Source organism: Massilia sp. UMI-21 (assembly GCA_015277795.1).
Taxonomy (GTDB): Bacteria; Pseudomonadota; Gammaproteobacteria; order Burkholderiales; family Burkholderiaceae_D; genus Telluria.
This window is the reverse complement of the sequence record CP063848.1, coordinates 5,008,784-5,025,582: the sequence shown is the minus strand read 5'-3', so window position 1 is coordinate 5,025,582 and position 16,799 is coordinate 5,008,784. Positions and strand designations below refer to the sequence as shown.

Here is a 16,799-nt window from a genome sequence, read left to right as displayed (position 1 = left end):
AGGGAAGCCAGCATGAAAATCCATGAGTATCAGGGCAAAGAGATCCTCCGAAAGTTCGGAGTGACCGTTCCGCGCGGCATTCCGTGCATGACGGTGGAAGAGGCCGTCAAGGCCGCTGAAGAGCTGGGCGGCCCGGTCTGGGTCGTCAAGGCCCAGATCCATGCCGGTGGCCGTGGTAAAGGCGGCGGCGTCAAGGTCGCCAAGTCGCTGGAGCAGGTCAAGGAATACGCTGACCAGATCATGGGCATGCAGCTGGTGACCCACCAGACCGGCCCGGAAGGCCAGAAAGTTCGCCGCCTGCTGATCGAAGAAGGCGCGGACATCAAGCAGGAACTGTACGTGTCGCTGGTCACCGACCGCGTCACCCAGAAGATCGTGCTGATGGCCTCGTCGGAAGGCGGCATGGACATCGAAGAAGTCGCGCACAGCAACCCGGAAAAGATCCACAACGTCGTGATCGAACCGTCGGTCGGCCTGACCGACGCGCAGGCTGACGACGTCGCCCGCAAGATCGGCGTGCCGGAAGGCTCGATCGCAGCCGCCCGCGCCAACCTGCAAGGCCTGTACAAAGCCTACTGGGAAACCGACTGCTCGCTGGCCGAAATCAACCCGCTGATCGTGACCGGCGACGGCAAGGTCATCGCCCTGGACGCCAAGTTCAACTTCGACCCGAACGCCCTGTTCCGTCACCCGGAAATTGTCGCCTACCGCGACCTGGACGAAGAAGATCCGGCCGAAGTCGAAGCCTCGAAATTCGACCTGGCTTACATCTCGCTCGACGGCAACATCGGCTGCCTGGTGAACGGCGCCGGCCTGGCCATGGCCACCATGGACACCATCAAGCTGTTCGGCGGCGAGCCGGCCAACTTCCTGGACGTGGGCGGCGGTGCGACGGCTGAGAAAGTCACCGAAGCATTCAAGATCATGCTGCAGAACCCGGGCCTGAAAGCCATCCTGGTCAACATCTTCGGCGGCATCATGCGCTGCGACGTGATCGCCGAAGGCGTGATCACCGCATCGAAGGCTGTCTCGCTGAAGGTGCCGCTGGTGGTCCGCATGAAGGGCACCAACGAAGACCTGGGCAAGAAGATGCTGGCCGAATCGGGCCTGCCGATCATCGCCGCAGACACCATGGAAGATGCAGCGAAGCAGGTCGTTGCCGCCGCTGCTGGCCAAGCCTAATTCGCAAAGGAAATAACATGTCGATTCTGATTAACAAAGACACCAAAGTCATCACCCAAGGTATCACCGGCAAAACCGGCCAGTTCCACACCCGCATGTGCCGCGACTACGCGAACGGCCGTGAAGCCTTCGTGGCAGGCGTGAACCCGAAGAAAGCTGGCGAAGACTTCGAAGGCATCCCGATCTACGCATCGGTCAAGGAAGCCAAGTCGGAAACCGGCGCCACCGTGTCGGTGATCTACGTTCCGCCGGCAGGCGCTGCCGCTGCGATCTGGGAAGCCGTCGAAGCCGAACTGGACCTGGCAATCTGCATCACCGAAGGTATCCCTGTCCGTGACATGATGGAAGTCAAGGACCGCATGGCCAAGGCCGGTTCCAAGACCCTGCTGCTGGGCCCGAACTGCCCAGGCCTGATCACCCCGGACGAAATCAAGATCGGCATCATGCCGGGTCACATCCACAAGAAGGGCCGCATCGGCGTCGTGTCGCGCTCGGGCACCCTGACCTATGAAGCAGTCGGTCAGCTGACCGCACTGGGCCTGGGCCAGTCGTCGGCAGTCGGCATCGGCGGCGACCCGATCAACGGTCTGAAGCACATCGACGTGATGCGCATGTTCAACGACGATCCGGATACCGATGCAGTGATCATGATCGGCGAGATCGGCGGCCCGGACGAGGCGAACGCTGCTCAATGGATCAAGGACAACATGAAGAAGCCGGTCGTCGGCTTCATCGCCGGCGTCACCGCGCCTCCGGGCAAGCGCATGGGCCACGCCGGCGCGCTGATCTCGGGCGGCGCCGATACCGCGCAAGCCAAGCTGGAAATCATGGAAGCCTGCGGCATCACCGTCACCAAGAACCCGTCGGAAATGGCGCGCCTGCTGAAGGCCATGCTGTAATCTGACGACCTCACGGTCGACGAAGACGGGGAGCCGAGGCTCCCCGTTTTTTTTTGCCTCCATGTCCGTGCGTCGCCATCACCCGTGCCAGCCAGATCGCGTCCGGCATGACAAATTGCGTAACGTAAACTATCCAACTGACAAAAATTGCTGGCCTCAGGTGACAAAATTTGTCACTCATCAAGCCAAAACTTGTCCTGGCACGGGGTTTCCTTATCTCGGTGCTAATAAAATCAGCATTTTTTGGGCTGGCACGCCGATTGCATATAAGAAAGCGTGGCAACAAGCAGTAACCCAATTACCTGAAACACCACCTGGAGAGATAGAAATGAACATCAAGCAAATGCAAACCAAGAAAGCTGAAGGCGGTTTCACCCTGATCGAGCTGATGATCGTCGTCGCGATCATCGGTATCCTGGCTGCTGTGGCAATTCCGGCATACCAGGACTACATCGCCAAGACCAAAGCAGGTGCCGCTTACGGTGAGGTTGCTGCCGGCAAAACTGGCTACGAGCTGGCTGTTGTGGAAGGAACCGCTTCCACTGAAGAAGAGTACCTTGCTAAGTCGGGTCTGGGCGAGGACACCACCAACTGCGAGAACGCCGCTGTTGCCCCGGGCGATGACACCGCAGTGCTGACCTGCACCGTCAAGAACCCGGGCCGTCTGGCTGCCGAGGGTGCAACCCCGACCATCGCCCTGCACCGCACTACCGCAGGTACCTACCACTGCGTGGCAACGGGTCTCGCGGATGAAAAGTTCGTCCCGGCCGGCTGCACCCAGGCACAGTAATTAAGCTGTATCTAAGTAAAAAGAGACCGCCTCGGCGGTCTCTTTGTTTTTGGTGCGCCCAGCATGGGCGCACTCTTGCGGGTGCAAGTCCCGCCGCAAGCTGACCACAGCGAGCGAAGCGAAGCGCAACTGCGTAAGGGCGACCAAGCGTGGGGAGGAAGCGTGGAGCGAATCTGCGAGCCGATGAACAAGAATCGGATACAAGGCGCTGCCGAGCAGGGCGAGCGGGCCAAAAACCGCGAAGCTCTTGTGGTCAAGGCGAAGTGGCGTAGATCCGGCGGTTGTGCAGTGAAGGAGTGCGTTCTTACCTGGGGAGATCTCGCCTCATGCCTAAAAGGGCGACGATGAAAAAAAATCGGAGCGAGAAGTCAGCAGAGGCCGTAGTAGCTGAGTTTTTTTTTAGCGAAGGGCCGAACGAGTAGGAGTGTCGAACAACTTGTCGATGAATCGTGTACAGCATCAGATGCCCGCAACAGCGGGGCGGGTCGCAGTAAGGCGGGGTGAAGCCTCGTCCAAAGTGACCAGCGATGAAACACGGCTCCCGCGACAGGACATGACAGGCACAGGGCGAGACTTGCTCACGCAAGCGCTCGCGAGGGATAACATGCAACGCGCGTGGAAACGCGTGAAGGTGAACAAGGGAGCCGCAGGCGTCGATGGTCTGGACATTGCCCGGACCGGACAGCATTTGAAGCACGCTTGGCCTCTCATCAGACAGCAACTGATGAATGGCACGTACCGGCCCATGCCGGTAAGGCGCGTCGGCATTCCGAAGCCGGATGGAAGCGAGCGTGAACTGGGGATACCCACCGTGACCGACCGTCTGATCCAGCAGGCACTACTACAGGTGCTGCAACCGCTGATCGATCCCACCTTTAGTGAACACAGCCACGGGTTCCGGCCCGGCCGGCGTGCGCGTGATGCCGTGCTAGTAGCGCAGCAGTACGTGCAAGATGGCTACCGCACCGTGGTCGACGTCGATCTGTCGAAGTTCTTTGATCGGGTCAACCACGACATCCTGATCGACCGCCTGAGGAAACGCGTGAACGACGCTGGAGTGATCCGGCTGGTGCGCGCTTATCTGAACGCGGGCATCATGGATGGTGGTGTGGTGGTCGAACGGGGAGAAGGAACGCCGCAAGGCGGACCGCTTTCGCCGCTGTTGGCCAACGTGCTTCTCGACGAGGTGGATCGTATGCTGGAACGACAGGGGCATCGCTTTGCCCGCTATGCCGACGACTGCAACGTGTACGTACGCAGCCAGAAGGCGGGCGAACGGGTGATGGCCCTGCTCAAGCGCCGATACGACAAGCTGCACCTGAAGATCAACGAATCGAAAAGTGCAGTGACCAAAGCGTTTGGCCGCAAATTTCTTGGCTATGAACTATGGATGGCCCCGAAAGGCGAGGTGAAACGCGCGGTGTCGAAGAAGGCGCAGGAGGCGTTTCGGCAAAAGATCAGGCAGCTTACCCGCCGATCGGGCGGGCGGAGCATCGAACAGGTGATTGAAGGACTGCGTTCTTACGTGCTGGGATGGAAGGGCTACTTCGGTCTGGCGTAGACTCCGAAGGTCTTGAACAGGCTGGACGAATGGATGCGTCATCGACTGCGTGCAATCCACCTCAAGCATTGGAAGCGTGGAACGACGATTTACCGCGAGCTGCTGAAACTAGGGGCGAGACCCAATGTTGCTCTGCTGATGGCCAGGAATGGCCGCCGCTGGTGGCACAACAGCAAGCTTGCCTTGAACAACGTGCTGACGATTGCCTACTTGGACCGTCTTGGCATGCCTCGCCTCACTTAACCTCAACTACTCGAACCGCCCGGTGCGGACCCGCATGCCGGGTGGTGTGGCAGGGGACCGGTCAGACTATCTGACCGCCCCTATGCCGATTACAGTGAAAAATGCTGCCGCGGCAGCACCCCGCTTACCGTTTCAAATAACGATCCAGCCAGTTCACCACCGTGTGATGCCACTGCAGCGAGTTCGCCGGCTTGAGCACCCAGTGGTTCTCGTCCGGGAACACCAGCAACTGGCTGTCGATGCCCTTGCGTTGCAGCGCGGTGAAGGTCGACAGGGCCTGCGCGGTGGGAATGCGGAAATCGAGGTCGCCCTGGATCACCAGCATCGGCGTTTTCCACTTGTTCACGTGGAGCACCGGATTGAAGCGCTCGTGATTGTCCGGCACTGCGAAATAGGCGCCGCCGTTTTCCCAGTCGGTGAACCATTGTTCCTCGGTCGAGTAGGCCATGCCGCGGCTGTCGAACACGCCGTCGTGGTTCACCAGGCAGCGGAAGCCGTCGTTCCAGTTGCCGGCGATCCAGTTCATCATGTAGCCGCCATAGGACGCGCCCAGCGCACAGCTGCGCTCGCGGTCGAGCCATGGGTACTTTTGCACCGCCGCAGCCAGGCCCTTCTGGAGGTCCTCGAGCGGCTTGCCGCCCCAGTCGCCGCTGATCGAGTCGGTGAACTTCTGGCCGTAGCCGGTCGAGCCGTGGAAGTCGATGAACACGGTGGCATAGCCGGCGCCCGCATATACCTGCGGATTCCAGCGGTAGCTCCAGCCGTTGCCGAAGCTGCCCTGCGGGCCGCCGTGCACCAGGAAGGCCACCGGGTATTTCTTGCCCGGCTCGGCATTCCAGGGTTTCATCACGTAGCCATGGACGGTATCGCCGTTGGCGCCGGCAAAGCTGAACTGCTCGTACTGGCCCCAGCGCACGTCGGCCAGGCGTTCGGCGTTCAGCTTGGTCAACTGCGTGGGCTGCGTGGGCTGGCCGCCCAGTTTCATCGTGAACAGCTGCGCGCCCGAGGCCAGGTTGGCCTGGGTGTAGGCGACGGTATCGCCGCGCACATCGAAGCCGCCCACCGCGCCCTTGCCGGTCAACGCGGTGACCTTGCCGCTGGCGACGTCAATCGAGAACAGGCGGTGCTGGCCCAGGTCTTCGGCATCGACGATCAGGGCCTTGCCGTCGGCGCGCCACTGCAGGCTGCCGGCCGAACGGTCCCAGTCGGCGGCCAGCTTGCGCTTCTGGCCGCTGGCCACGTCCATCAGCATGATCTGGTAGCGGTCGGCCTCGAAGCCGGGACGGGCCATCGCCAGGTAGGCGAGCGTGCCGCCATCGGGCGAGTACACGCCCTTGGTATCCCAGGCCGGGTTGTCCGGCGTCAGGTTGCGCGGCGCGGCGCCGCCCGCGGCCGGCACGGTGTACAGGTCGAAGTTGGTCGACCAGGCTTCGGTCTTGCCGGCGATGCGGGCTGCGAACACGAGGCTCTTGCCGTCCGGGCTGAAGCGGAATTCCTCGCGGTCGCCGAAAGGCTTCGAGGGCACGTCGCCATCGAGCGCGCCGGACAGGCTCACCGGGGCGCCGCCGAGCTTGCCGCTACGGTCGAGCGGCGCCGAGAACAGCACGTTGTTGCGGCCATCGCGCCAGGTGTCCCAGTGGCGCACGAACAGGCGGTCGTACAGCTTGCCGCTAGCCTTGTCTTTTTCTTCCGCATCGAGGCGCTGTTTGGTGCAGGCCAGGTCGGCGCAATCGCGGAATACCGACAGGCTCATCGCCACGCGGTCGCCGCTCGGCGCCACGCGGAAGCTCTCGACGTCGAGCGGCAAGTCGGTCACCTTCACCGGCTTGCCGGCCTTGCCGCCTGCAATCGGGAGTCGCCACACCTGCGACGAGCCCGAGCGGGTCGACAGGAAATACACGGCGTCGCCGGAGGCCGACCATTCCGGTTCGGTGCTGCTCGCGCTGTGCTCGGTCAGGCGCTGCGGCGCCGGATTGGCGGCGCCCAGGTCGACCATCCACAGCTCGGTGTGGCCGCGGTTCTTCTTGATGTCCGTGCTGCGCACGGTGTAGACGACGCGACTGGCGTCGGGCGACACGGCCGGGCTGCCCACCCGTTCCATGTTAACCAGGTCTTCCACGGTAAAGCCGCGTGGCGCGGCCATTGCGCTGGTGGCGGCCAGGGTCGCTGCCGCGACCGGTAGTAAGCTGATCCGGCATCCCGGCAGTAAACTCGGCAAACGAAGATTCATGCTCCATCCTTGTAGTCGTCACGGTGCGCGGCAGGACGCCGTGCACGCAGGCCAGCAATTTACCATGAGGTAAAACTCCCGGGCCGGATAGCGTGTTCCGCGAGACTGTCGAATGCTCGAGCGGCCTGGATTGCCGGTTCAAGCCCGACTTGCCCGCGCTGACAGGCGCCGCCGCCAGGCTCTCCAGGACGACTGGATGCCACGGTCCCGTTCCGGCGGGGGGGCGGCTAGACGATCTTGAGCCGGTCTGCCAGCAATGCCTCGTAGGTCATGTTCTGGAGCAGCGTGTAGTTGATCTTGCCCCGCTATTCCCGGACACAGCCTGATGCTTAGTTAGCGTCAGTTTCCAGAGCCTGACGCGGTCGCTCTTTTCTAAACATGCGCGGCGATTTATAGCGCAGCGCCGAGTGAGGATGCACCTCGTTGAAATGCCTGAAGGCGTCGGGCAGCTGGGCCAGCACGACGGCGCCGTCACGCCGGTCCATGTCGCCGACGTAATCGCGTTTAAACGTGTTCACGAAGCTCTCGGCCATGCCGTTCGATTGCGGGCTGTTGACAGGCGTGTGCACCGGCTTGATGCCCAGTTCATGTGCCAAGGCGTGCGTTTCAATTGCCCGGAAAGCGCCGCCGTTGTCGCTCAAGAATTCAAGCGTAATCGCCCGCTCGTTTGTGCTTCCGAAGCGTGCCTCTACCGCCTCGATCATCATGTCGCGCACCGGTTCTCCTGGCAGGCCGCGGCCAATCCAGGCACGCCAGGCGATGATCTCGCGGTCACAGCAATCCTTCATGAATACGCCCGTCACGACATCGCCGTTGTCGCAGGCGATCTCGAAGCCGTCCGAACACCAGCGCTGGTTCGATTCCTCGACGGCTACCTTGCCATCATGAGCGCGGCCGCTGTCCCGGCGCTTGGGCGACTTTGGCAGCAGCAAACCCTCTGCTTTCATCACACGGTACATGCGCTTGTGATTGACGGGCCGCAGGCCCATCAGGCTGCGCGTGCGGTTCACCAGGGCGCCGGCGCGGCGATAGCCGTAAGTCGGCAATGCCGTGATCTCGGCACGTACGGCGTCCGCAATCATCGCGTCAGCAACCGGGTTAAGCCTGATCAAGGTGCGACCGTCGATCCAGTCCGCAGGACGCGCAAGGCGATCAATCACGTTCGAGCGCGCTACACCAAGGACAGCGCAGACCGGCTTCACTGGCCGTCCTTGTCCAATAAGGGTGAGCGCGCAATCCACTTTTTTTCGCGCGCTACCTCGACCGCTTCGCGCAGGATTTCCGCCTCCATCGTCTTCTTGCCGAGCATGCGCTGCAGTTGTGCGATCTGGGCGCGCGCGGCAGCCAGTTCGCTTGCCGGCACCACCGACTCGCCTGACTGGACGGCCACCAGGGCGCCCGCGCGTTCCAGCTTGCGCCAATTGAACAGCTGGCTGGCACTGATGCCGTGCTTGCGAGCGACCAGCGATACGCTCATCCCCAGCTCGTACGTTTCCTTGACCAGTGCAGCTTTCTCCTGCACTGACCAGCGACGGCGCCGCTCCTCGGACACTGTCACTACTTCGATGGTTTGGTTGTTCCTAGTCATATTCACAGTCGTATTCCTATCCGTAAGGATACCGCACCGACCGTGTCTGGTGAATCAGGGGGCTATCTCATAGTGCATGGGATCGAGGTCGACGAACTGGACGCCATAGGTGTAGACGTCGGGCTGGTCCGGCGCCGGCCGGGCGACCGTCATGTTCCTGACCGCAGCCCGGGTCTCGACCGGCACGCCCTCGTTCGCAGGCGGGGTCGCCAGCGTGAAGGCCAGCGTCAGGAGCTCGCTGCCGGGCGGCAGCGGATAGGCGGATTCGATCCGCGCTCCCGTCACCGACACGTTGGTCAGCATGCAGGCAAGTAGCGAGCCATCGTCTCCGACCCTGGCCGCGCGTGCCGGAATCTCGGCCTTGACCCGCATCGCGCCGCGCAGGCTGGTGCCCTGGATCGCCGTCGGGAAGGACAGGTGGACGTAGTTCAGCGGCCGCGGAAACACCCGCTCGACCGAGCATGCGAACGAGCACACGTTCACCCCCGAGAACACCCGGATCGTCAGCGGGTCGCCTTCCGTCATGGCGATCGGCGCCCCATTCTCGGTGGGGATCTTGATGATGAGGTACTCGTCCTTGGCGTAGCCGATCAGGGTCGAGAAATACTGGGCGGGCTTCAGGTGGCGGTAGGCCGTCACCTGCAGGCGAACGCCGACCTGCAGGTTCATCGTCTCGAACTCGACATCCTGCGGCGTGAGTTCCCGTGTCGGTGCGGTGATCATTTGATGCTGAGTCTGGCTCGCCCTCGGCAGGGCAAAAGGCGGCATCATATCAGTTTATTTGGTTCCTCAACGCCCCCATTATCATGGTGAATATTGAAGGGAATTCGAGCGGCGCCTGCAGCCTGCCCGTTCGCGCACAAGTGCCGATCTCGAGCATTCGAAGTTTTTAACGAAAGATGCATGAAGATCGAAGAAAATTAGCAGAATGGTTCTTGATTTTTTAGTCACGGCGCATACTGTCATACGTATGGGCGTTATCCGGTGCCGCCTGGCATGGTCGAGCCGGCGGCGCATTGCTGTCATGTGACGGCAGCTCCTTTCAATTAACTGATGGAGGTCGATATGAAAACAACACTACTCACCGCACTCGCTTGCATTCCTTTGCTGGCCGCCTGTAAAAAAGACGAACCTGTGCCGGTGGCACCGGAACCTGTCGTGGTAACACCTGCCGAGACGACCACGACTACCCCGCCAGCAAGCATGCCGCCTGCCACGATGGAGACGGAGGCCGCGCCGGCAGCGACAAGCATGCCTGAACCCGCACCTGCATCGGGCTCGTCGGGCTCATCGGTTGCCGGCGCGACGGAAGGCAGCGGCGACGGCATGTACATGGTGGAAAAGGGCGACACGCTGTGGAGCATCGCGGAGAAAAACGCGATCAACCATGGCGACCTGGCGAAATGGAATAACGTCAACGATCCCAAGGAATTGCACGTTGGCCGCAAGCTGAGGCTGACCGCCCCATGAGCTTGAGCGCTCCAGGTAACTGAACAGGCCGGCGCAGCGCAGCTGGCCGTCAGCGGTCGGCTTGCGCAGTCCAGTCCCCGGACTTGCCGCCGTGCTTCTCCAGCACCCGCACATTGGTCATCACCATGCCGCGGTCCACCGCCTTGCACATGTCGTAGATGGTCAGCAGTCCGACCTGCACGGCGGTCAGCGCTTCCATTTCCACCCCGGTCTTGCCGATGGTCTCGACCTGCGCCCGGCAATGTACGCTGGAAGCAGCCGCATCCACTTCGAAATCCACCGCCACCCGCGTGATCGGCAGCGGGTGGCATAGCGGCACCAGGTCGCCGGTGCGCTTCGAGGCCATGATCGCGGCGATGCGGGCGATCCCGATGACGTCGCCCTTTTTCGCATTGCCGGACTGGATCAGCGCCAGGGTTTCCGGCTTCATGCGGATGGTGCCGGCCGCGACGGCGATGCGGTGGGTGTCCTGCTTGGCGCCGACGTCGACCATGTGGGCCTGGCCGGTGGCATCGAAGTGGGTCAGCTGATCTGTGCTCGGGTGGGAAGTGCTCATTGCCATGGTGTCAAGGTTGAGGAACAAAGTATGCCGCCGGCCGCAACGCGGCGGCGGATGGGGGTATCATAGCATTGTGAAATACGCTCCCAGCCCAGCATCGGCGCGCCGCTGGCGCCCTGCGTTGACCGCCCTGGCCTTGTGCACGGCGGCCGCTTTTGCCATTGCCGCACCCGCCGAGCCCCTGCAGAAGCCAGACAATTTCCGCTTGCCCACGCTCGGCGACAGCGCACGCCAGGACTTGTCGCCCGTGCTCGAGCGCAAGCTCGGCGAGGAGATCATGCTCGACGTCCGGCGCGATCCCGCCTACCTCGACGACGATCCGATCATCGAATACCTGAACAATCTCGGCAATGCGCTGGTCGCGGCCGCGCCGGGTGCGCGCGGCGAGACCAATGCCGATTTTTCCTTCTTCGCCATGCGCGATACCGCCCTGAACGCGTTCGCGCTGCCGGGCGGCTTCATTGCGGCGCATACGGGCCTGATCGTGGCGGCGCAGAACGAGTCCGAGCTGGCCGGCGTGATGGCGCACGAGATCGGCCACGTATCGCAGCGCCATATCGCCCGCATGCTGGGGCAGCAGAAGCAGGATGTGCTGTTGCCGCTGGCGGCGATGATCCTGGCCGCGCTAGCCGCCAAGTCGAGCCCGGATGCCGCGATGGGCGTGCTGATGGGCGGCCAGGGCCTGGCCGTGCAGCGCCAGCTCAATTTCAGCCGCGACGCCGAGCGCGAGGCCGACCGCGTCGGTTTCCAGATCATGGGCGCCGGCGGCTACGACGTGACCGGCATGGTGGGCTTCTTCAAGCGCCTGCAAAGCGCCAGCAAGCTGGCCGGCGATATTCCCGCCCACCTGGCCCACCTGAGCAGCCACCCGCTGACGGCCGAGCGCCTGGTCGACATGCAGGCGCGTATCCGCGCGATTCCCAAGAAAGCGCGGGTGGACAACCTCGACTTCCAGCTGGTGCGCGCGCGTGCCCGCGTGCTGCAGGACGAGAGCGTCAGCGGGCGCCGCGACACCCGGACCGCGCTCGAGACCCAATTGAAGGAGTCGCATCGCCAGCTGCAGGCCGGCGCGCAGTACGGCCTGGCCGTGCTGGCGCTGCGCGAAGGGAAGCTCGCCCAGGCGCAGGACTGGCTCGACAAGGCGCGCGCCACCGTGAAGCCGAAGGAGGGCGTGCTGTCGGTGGCGTCCACCGCGGGCGACGGCGCGGCGATGTTCGCCGGCATGTCCATCGAGATCAAGCTGGCCCCGGGCCAGCCGCCGGCGGCCGCCCAGGAGGCGCTGAAAGAGGCCGATGCGGCGCGCCAGCGCTTTCCGCTGTCGCGCGCCATCGCCCACCAGTATGGCGAGGCCTTGATCGCCACCGCGAAATACGACGAGGCCACCCGTTACCTGCGTGAGCAGACCCAGCTCTACCGCGAAGACGGCAAGCTGCATGACATGCTGGCACGCGCCTATTCGAAGCAGGGCAAGATCGCCTTGCAGCACATGGCGCTGGCGGAATCGTATGCGATCTCCGGCGCACTGCCGGCGGCGGTGGCGCAGCTCGAGCTGGCGCGCAAGGCGGGCGATGTGTCGTTCTATGACCAGGCCGTCATCGATGCGCGCGAACGCGCGCTGAAGGCGCGCCAGAAGGCCGAGAAGGAAGAAGACAAGGAAAGGTGACGCGGAAAGTTACCCGCTAAGCGTAGGGTGGGCGGCGCCACCCGGCGGCTTGCCCGGCCGGTGGCGTCGGTGCCGCCCGCGCGTTCAACCGGTACATGTATGCCACAACGCGTCCGTGCGCTGAACGCGTGGGCGGCGTGAGAGGTACAGTCAGCGTCGAGTTCGGGGTGGAGCCGCCCACCCTACATCCCGGGCGCCTGCACGTAGCCGAAGCGGCGCTGCAGGGCTTCCGCCGACAGCCGTTCCACCCGCACCCGGCCCGCGTCCGTCACCAGCGCCAGTTCGGCCGTGTCGTCCTCGAGCCAGGCCATGATCGCTTCGACCGAGGCCGGACGGCCATCGAGCTCCATGCGTGCCAGCACCTGGGCCACGTCGCGGTCGTCGAGCTGGGCGACGATCTCGCCCGCCTGCAGGATCAGGGCGCCGGCGTCGGTCATGAACGCCGACTCCGGCCGGGCCAGCGCCTGCCCGGTCTGCAGCACGAAGCCCTGGCTGGGGTCGGTGCGCGCGATGAAGGGCGTCGCTTCCAGGTTCACGTACACGCGCTGCGGGCCGTTCTGGAAAAACCAGCGGCCCTGGTCGTCGTGGGCGTAGTTGCGGTTGATGAAACCGAGCAGCGCCGCATTGCTCAGTTTGTCCCCCGGCGCATTGGCGCGCTGCGCCGCCTCGTCGCGCATGCGCCAGTTGCCGCGCGCATCCAGCGCCAGCCAGCCGTAGCAGTGGGGCACGTTCGGCCATCTGGCCATTGCCTGTTTTACGATGTCGTCCATAGTCTCAAGCTTCGCATGGTTCGTGCGCGCCCGGCGCGCGGCTCGGATGGGGCACGGCGCTGTCGAAGAAGTCGAGGATGCGCCGCGGCAGCCAGTCTATCCGCCCGGGAAATGGCCCCACGGGAAAACCGACGTGCCCTCCTTGCTCAGGATACTCCAGCGTCACCGCCTGCGCGGCGGACTGGGGCAAATAGCGGCCCGGCAGGAAGGGATCGTTGCGGGCGTTCAGCACCAGGGTCGGCACCGTGATCGCGTGCAGCACGTGGCGCGCGCTGGCGCGGTGCCAGTAGTCGTCGGTGTCCTTGTAGCCGTGCAGCGGCGCCGTGACCACGTTGTCAAAAGCGTGGAGGTCGCGCGCCTGCATCAAGGCGGCGCGGTCGAACAGGCCGGGATAGCGTTCCAGCTTGGCCAGGCACTTGGGTTTGAGCGTCTGCAGGAACATGCGGGTGTACAGCAGGTTGAGGCCGGACGACAGCGCCTCGCCGCCGCGCGCCAGGTCGAGCGGGGCCGATACCGCGCAGGCGGCGTCGACGATCTCCGCCCCGTGTCCCGATTCGCCCAGCCAGCGCAGCAGCGCGTTGCCGCCCAGCGAAACGCCGGCCACGAACAGCGGGCCTGGGGCACGTGCGTGCAGCTTGCGCACGATCCAGTCCACCTCGAGGGCGTCGCCGGAATGGTAGAAGCGCGGCATCAGGTTGGCCTCGCCCGAGCAGCCGCGGAAATGCGGCACCGCGCCGGACCAGCCACGCTCGCGCAGCGCGGCCATCAGCGCGCGTGCATAGTGACTGTCGGAAGAGCCTTCCAGGCCGTGGAACAGCACCACCAGCGGCTGGCCCGGCTGGCCATCGACGAAATCGACGTCGATGAAGTCGCCGTCGCTGCTCGTCCAGCGTTCGCGCCGGTAATCGACGGGCGGCTTCGGCGTGCAGGTCGCCGGATAGATGGTCTGGAGGTGGCCGCCAGGCAGCCATGCGGGCGCACGGTAGGACATGGAGGAGACGACGGGTATCGGGGTGCGGCGGTGGGCCGCACCAGAAGATCAGTGGTGCTTGAACTCGACGCCCGGGGCCAGGCGGTACTGGGTGCCGCAATACGGGCACTTGGCGTCGCCGTGGTGGTCGAAATCGAGGAAGACGCGCGGGTGCGAGGACCACAGCGGCATTGCCGGATTCGGGCAATGCGCCGGCAGGTCTTTGGCCTCGAGTTCCACCACAGGCATCGTCTTTTGGTTCATCTGGTTTTCTCCGACAAGGGGATTTGGACAAAAATACGATTCTATCCGATTCAACCTGCATATCGAAATGATCGGTAGAATATCAAGCTGATCATCATAGAGCCCGGGCGCTGTATTTGCCAATGCGTTGCCAATGCTTTGCCCATCCGTTGCCAGCCCGGCGCCGCACCTTTACAGACGTTTCATGCCCGATCGTTTCAAGCCCGTCACCGCCCCCGCCCATGACGGCAGTTGCAGGAAAACCACATGAGCCCGGCCCAGCCGCCAGGCCGGGACCACGCTGCCGCCGTGGAATCCGCCGAAGCCCATGATCCCACTGCCTGGCGCGCAGGTTTCAAGACCGGCCTGCCCACCCTGTTCGGCATCGGCGCCTGGGGCCTGGTGGTCGGCATCGCGATGGTCAAGAGCGGCCTGAGCGCCGTGCAGGCGGTCGGCATGACCCTGCTGGTCTTTGCCGGTTCCGCCCAGCTTGCTTCACTTCCCCTGATCGCGGCCGCTGCGCCGATCTGGGTCATTTTCGCCACCGCGCTGGTGGTCAACCTGCGCTTCGTCATCTTCTCCGCCTTGCTTGGGCCGCATTTTGCGCACCTGCCCTGGAAGCAGCGTTTCCTGCTCGGCTATGTCTCTGGCGACCTGACCGTCGCGATGTTCCTGCAGCGCTATCCGACCGCCGAGCGTGTCGCCGGCAAGCTCTCTTACCTGAAGGGCCTGATGTACCCGAACTGGTTCTCCTGGCAGGCCGGCTCGCTGATCGGGATCTTCCTCGGCAGCGCCATCCCGAGCGAATGGGGCCTGGGATTTGCCGGCACCCTGGCGATCCTGTGCATCATGGTTCCGCTCATCATCAACAATGCGGCGCTGTGCGGCGTCGTGGTCGCGCTCGCGGTGTCGGTGCTGGCCTACGGCCTGCCGTACAAGCTCGGCCTGCTGCTGGCGGTCCTGGTCGGCATGCTCACTGCCATGACCGTCGAGGAAACCTTGCTCAAGCGCACTGCCAAGCGAAAGGCCAAGCATGTCTGACTGGGAAATCTGGGCCACCATCGGCGTGCTGTGCGTCGCCACCGCCGCCACCCGCAGCTCGTTCTGGCTGATCGGCCACCGCGTGACGATTCCGCCGCGGGTGCAGGAAATGCTGCGCTATGCGCCGGCCTGTGCGCTGGCGGCGATCATCGGGCCCGACCTGCTGATCGATCCGCAAGGCCAGGCGCAGTTCACCCTGGCCAACCCGAAGCTGATCGCCGGCCTGGCCGCACTCGGCTTTTATCTCTGGCGCCGCAACATGCTGATGACCATTATGTTCGGCATGGGAGCCTTTACACTGTTGCGCGTATTGCAGGTTTTCGAGCCCCTGCGCTAATGTACAATGACGTTTTTTCACTATTCACTGTTGACTAGCCCATGGACGAAGTTCTCAGTTTCACCCGCTTGCAAGACCTGATCGACCGCGACGCGCTGAAGAACAAGCGCGTATTCATCCGCGCCGACCTGAACGTACCGCAGGATGACGCTGGCAATATCACTGAAGACACCCGTATCTGCGCCTCGGTACCGGCGATCCAGGCTGCCCTGAAGGCCGGCGCCGCGGTGATGGTGACGTCGCACCTGGGCCGTCCGCTTGAAGGCGAATTCAAGCCGGAAGACAGCTTGGCGCCGGTCGCCGCGCGCCTGTCCGAGCTGCTCGGCCAGCAGGTAGCGCTGAAGCAGAACTGGGTCGACGGCGTGGATGTCGCGCCGGGCCAGGTCGTGCTGCTGGAGAACTGCCGCGTCAACAAGGGCGAGAAGAAGAATTCGGACGAGCTGGCCCAGAAGATGGCCAAGCTGTGCGACGTCTACGTCAACGACGCCTTCGGCACCGCGCACCGCGCCGAAGCTACCACCCACGGCATCGCCAAGTTCGCCCCGATCGCCGTCGCCGGCCCGCTGTTGGCGGCTGAGCTGGACGCGCTGGGCAAGGCCCTGGGCAAGCCGGACCGTCCGCTGCTGGCCATCGTGGCCGGCTCGAAGGTGTCGAGCAAGCTGACCATCCTGCAGAGCCTGGCCGGTAAGGTGGACAACCTGATCGTCGGCGGCGGCATCGCCAACACCTTCATGAAGGCGGTCGGCCTGAACATCGGCAAGTCGCTGGTCGAGAACGACCTGGTCGGCGAAGCCAGGCAGATCATCGACATGATGGCCGCGCGCGGCGCCCAGGTGCCGATTCCCGTGGACGTGGTCTGCGCCAAGGAATTCAGCCCGAGCGCCGCCGCGACCGTGAAGGACGTGGCCGACGTGCTCGATGACGACATGATCCTGGACATCGGTCCGAAGACCGCCGCCATGCTGGCCGGGCAGGTGGCCAAGGCCGGCACCATCGTCTGGAACGGCCCGGTGGGCGTGTTCGAGTTCGACCAGTTCGCCGAGGGCACCAAGACCCTGGCCATGGCCATCGCCAAGTCGAAGGGCTTCTCGATCGCCGGCGGCGGCGACACCCTGGCCGCGATCGCCAAGTACGACATCGGCGACCAGATCGGCTACATCTCGACCGGCGGCGGCGCCTTCCTCGAGTTCCTGGAAGGGAAGACCCTGCCGGCAGTCGAGATCCTGCTCCAGCGGAAGAGCAACTAAGACCAC

Annotated in this window: 14 protein-coding genes and 2 pseudogenes; 9 read left to right on the top strand and 7 right to left on the bottom strand. The window is 63.8% G+C overall.

Annotated features, from left to right (window positions below):
• The first annotated feature begins 12 nt into the window (after positions 1 to 12).
• The 4 genes and pseudogenes from sucC to ltrA all read left to right on the top strand — a co-directional run bounded on the left by sucC (position 13) and on the right by ltrA (position 4,675).
• The gene (gene sucC / locus IM543_22105) at positions 13 to 1,182 is read left to right on the top strand and encodes an ADP-forming succinate--CoA ligase subunit beta (protein QOY94150.1); all 1,170 of its coding nucleotides are present in this window, start codon (positions 13 to 15) and stop codon (positions 1,180 to 1,182) included.
• A gap of 17 nt (positions 1,183 to 1,199) precedes the next feature.
• Positions 1,200 to 2,081 (top strand): succinate--CoA ligase subunit alpha, encoded by an 882-nt coding sequence (gene sucD / locus IM543_22100; GenBank protein ID QOY94149.1) that lies wholly within the window; start codon positions 1,200 to 1,202, stop codon positions 2,079 to 2,081.
• Between the two features lie 343 nt (positions 2,082 to 2,424).
• Positions 2,425 to 2,871 carry a pilin gene (locus tag IM543_22095; protein ID QOY96812.1) on the top strand — a complete coding sequence of 149 codons (447 nt, stop codon included), beginning with the start codon at positions 2,425 to 2,427 and terminating at the stop codon, positions 2,869 to 2,871.
• A 463-nt stretch (positions 2,872 to 3,334) separates the two neighbouring features.
• Positions 3,335 to 4,675: pseudogene (ltrA, locus tag IM543_22090) on the top strand (group II intron reverse transcriptase/maturase).
• Between the two features lie 124 nt (positions 4,676 to 4,799).
• On the opposite strand, the gene IM543_22085 reads toward ltrA, so the two are convergent.
• The 3 genes and pseudogenes from IM543_22085 to IM543_22075 form a co-directional block, all read right to left on the bottom strand.
• Complete coding sequence (locus IM543_22085) at positions 4,800 to 6,905, bottom strand: S9 family peptidase (GenBank protein ID QOY94148.1); 2,106 nt, start codon at positions 6,903 to 6,905, stop codon at positions 4,800 to 4,802.
• A gap of 329 nt (positions 6,906 to 7,234) precedes the next feature.
• Positions 7,235 to 8,493, bottom strand: a pseudogene (locus tag IM543_22080) (IS3 family transposase).
• A gap of 54 nt (positions 8,494 to 8,547) precedes the next feature.
• Positions 8,548 to 9,216 carry a flagellar brake protein gene (locus IM543_22075; GenBank protein QOY94147.1) on the bottom strand — a complete coding sequence of 223 codons (669 nt, stop codon included), beginning with the start codon at positions 9,214 to 9,216 and terminating at the stop codon, positions 8,548 to 8,550.
• 342 nt (positions 9,217 to 9,558) lie between these two features.
• Between IM543_22075 and IM543_22070 the strand changes: the two genes are divergently transcribed.
• Positions 9,559 to 9,963: a LysM peptidoglycan-binding domain-containing protein gene (locus tag IM543_22070; protein QOY94146.1), complete on the top strand. Its 405-nt coding sequence runs from the start codon at positions 9,559 to 9,561 to the stop codon at positions 9,961 to 9,963.
• A gap of 49 nt (positions 9,964 to 10,012) precedes the next feature.
• Here IM543_22070 and moaC read toward each other — a convergent pair whose 3' ends face one another.
• Entirely contained in the window at positions 10,013 to 10,519 is a 507-nt protein-coding gene (gene moaC / locus IM543_22065; GenBank protein QOY94145.1) for a cyclic pyranopterin monophosphate synthase MoaC, read from the bottom strand.
• Positions 10,520 to 10,523: 4 nt separating this feature from the next.
• On the opposite strand from moaC, the gene IM543_22060 reads away from it, so the two are divergent.
• Positions 10,524 to 12,185, top strand: coding sequence for a M48 family metallopeptidase (locus IM543_22060; protein QOY94144.1), 1,662 nt, complete (start codon positions 10,524 to 10,526; stop codon positions 12,183 to 12,185).
• A gap of 182 nt (positions 12,186 to 12,367) precedes the next feature.
• Here IM543_22060 and IM543_22055 read toward each other — a convergent pair whose 3' ends face one another.
• The 3 genes from IM543_22055 to IM543_22045 are packed head-to-tail and all read right to left on the bottom strand — an operon-like array spanning position 12,368 to position 14,189.
• A complete protein-coding gene (locus IM543_22055; protein QOY94143.1) occupies positions 12,368 to 12,955 on the bottom strand; it encodes a DUF2946 family protein in 588 nt (195 codons plus the stop codon).
• A gap of 4 nt (positions 12,956 to 12,959) precedes the next feature.
• On the bottom strand, positions 12,960 to 13,946 hold the full coding sequence (locus tag IM543_22050) for an alpha/beta fold hydrolase (GenBank protein ID QOY94142.1): 987 nt from the start codon (positions 13,944 to 13,946) through the stop codon (positions 12,960 to 12,962).
• A gap of 48 nt (positions 13,947 to 13,994) precedes the next feature.
• Positions 13,995 to 14,189, bottom strand: coding sequence for a zinc-finger domain-containing protein (locus IM543_22045; protein QOY94141.1), 195 nt, complete (start codon positions 14,187 to 14,189; stop codon positions 13,995 to 13,997).
• 246 nt (positions 14,190 to 14,435) lie between these two features.
• On the opposite strand from IM543_22045, the gene IM543_22040 reads away from it, so the two are divergent.
• From IM543_22040 to IM543_22030, 3 genes are all read left to right on the top strand, one after another.
• The gene (locus IM543_22040) at positions 14,436 to 15,209 is read left to right on the top strand and encodes an AzlC family ABC transporter permease (GenBank protein QOY94140.1); all 774 of its coding nucleotides are present in this window, start codon (positions 14,436 to 14,438) and stop codon (positions 15,207 to 15,209) included.
• Complete coding sequence (locus IM543_22035; protein QOY94139.1) at positions 15,202 to 15,546, top strand: AzlD domain-containing protein; 345 nt, start codon at positions 15,202 to 15,204, stop codon at positions 15,544 to 15,546. Before IM543_22040 ends, IM543_22035 begins: the two co-directional genes overlap by 8 nt.
• Before the next feature lie 68 nt (positions 15,547 to 15,614).
• Positions 15,615 to 16,793, top strand: coding sequence for a phosphoglycerate kinase (locus IM543_22030; GenBank protein ID QOY96811.1), 1,179 nt, complete (start codon positions 15,615 to 15,617; stop codon positions 16,791 to 16,793).
• The last annotated feature ends 6 nt before the right edge of the window (positions 16,794 to 16,799 follow it).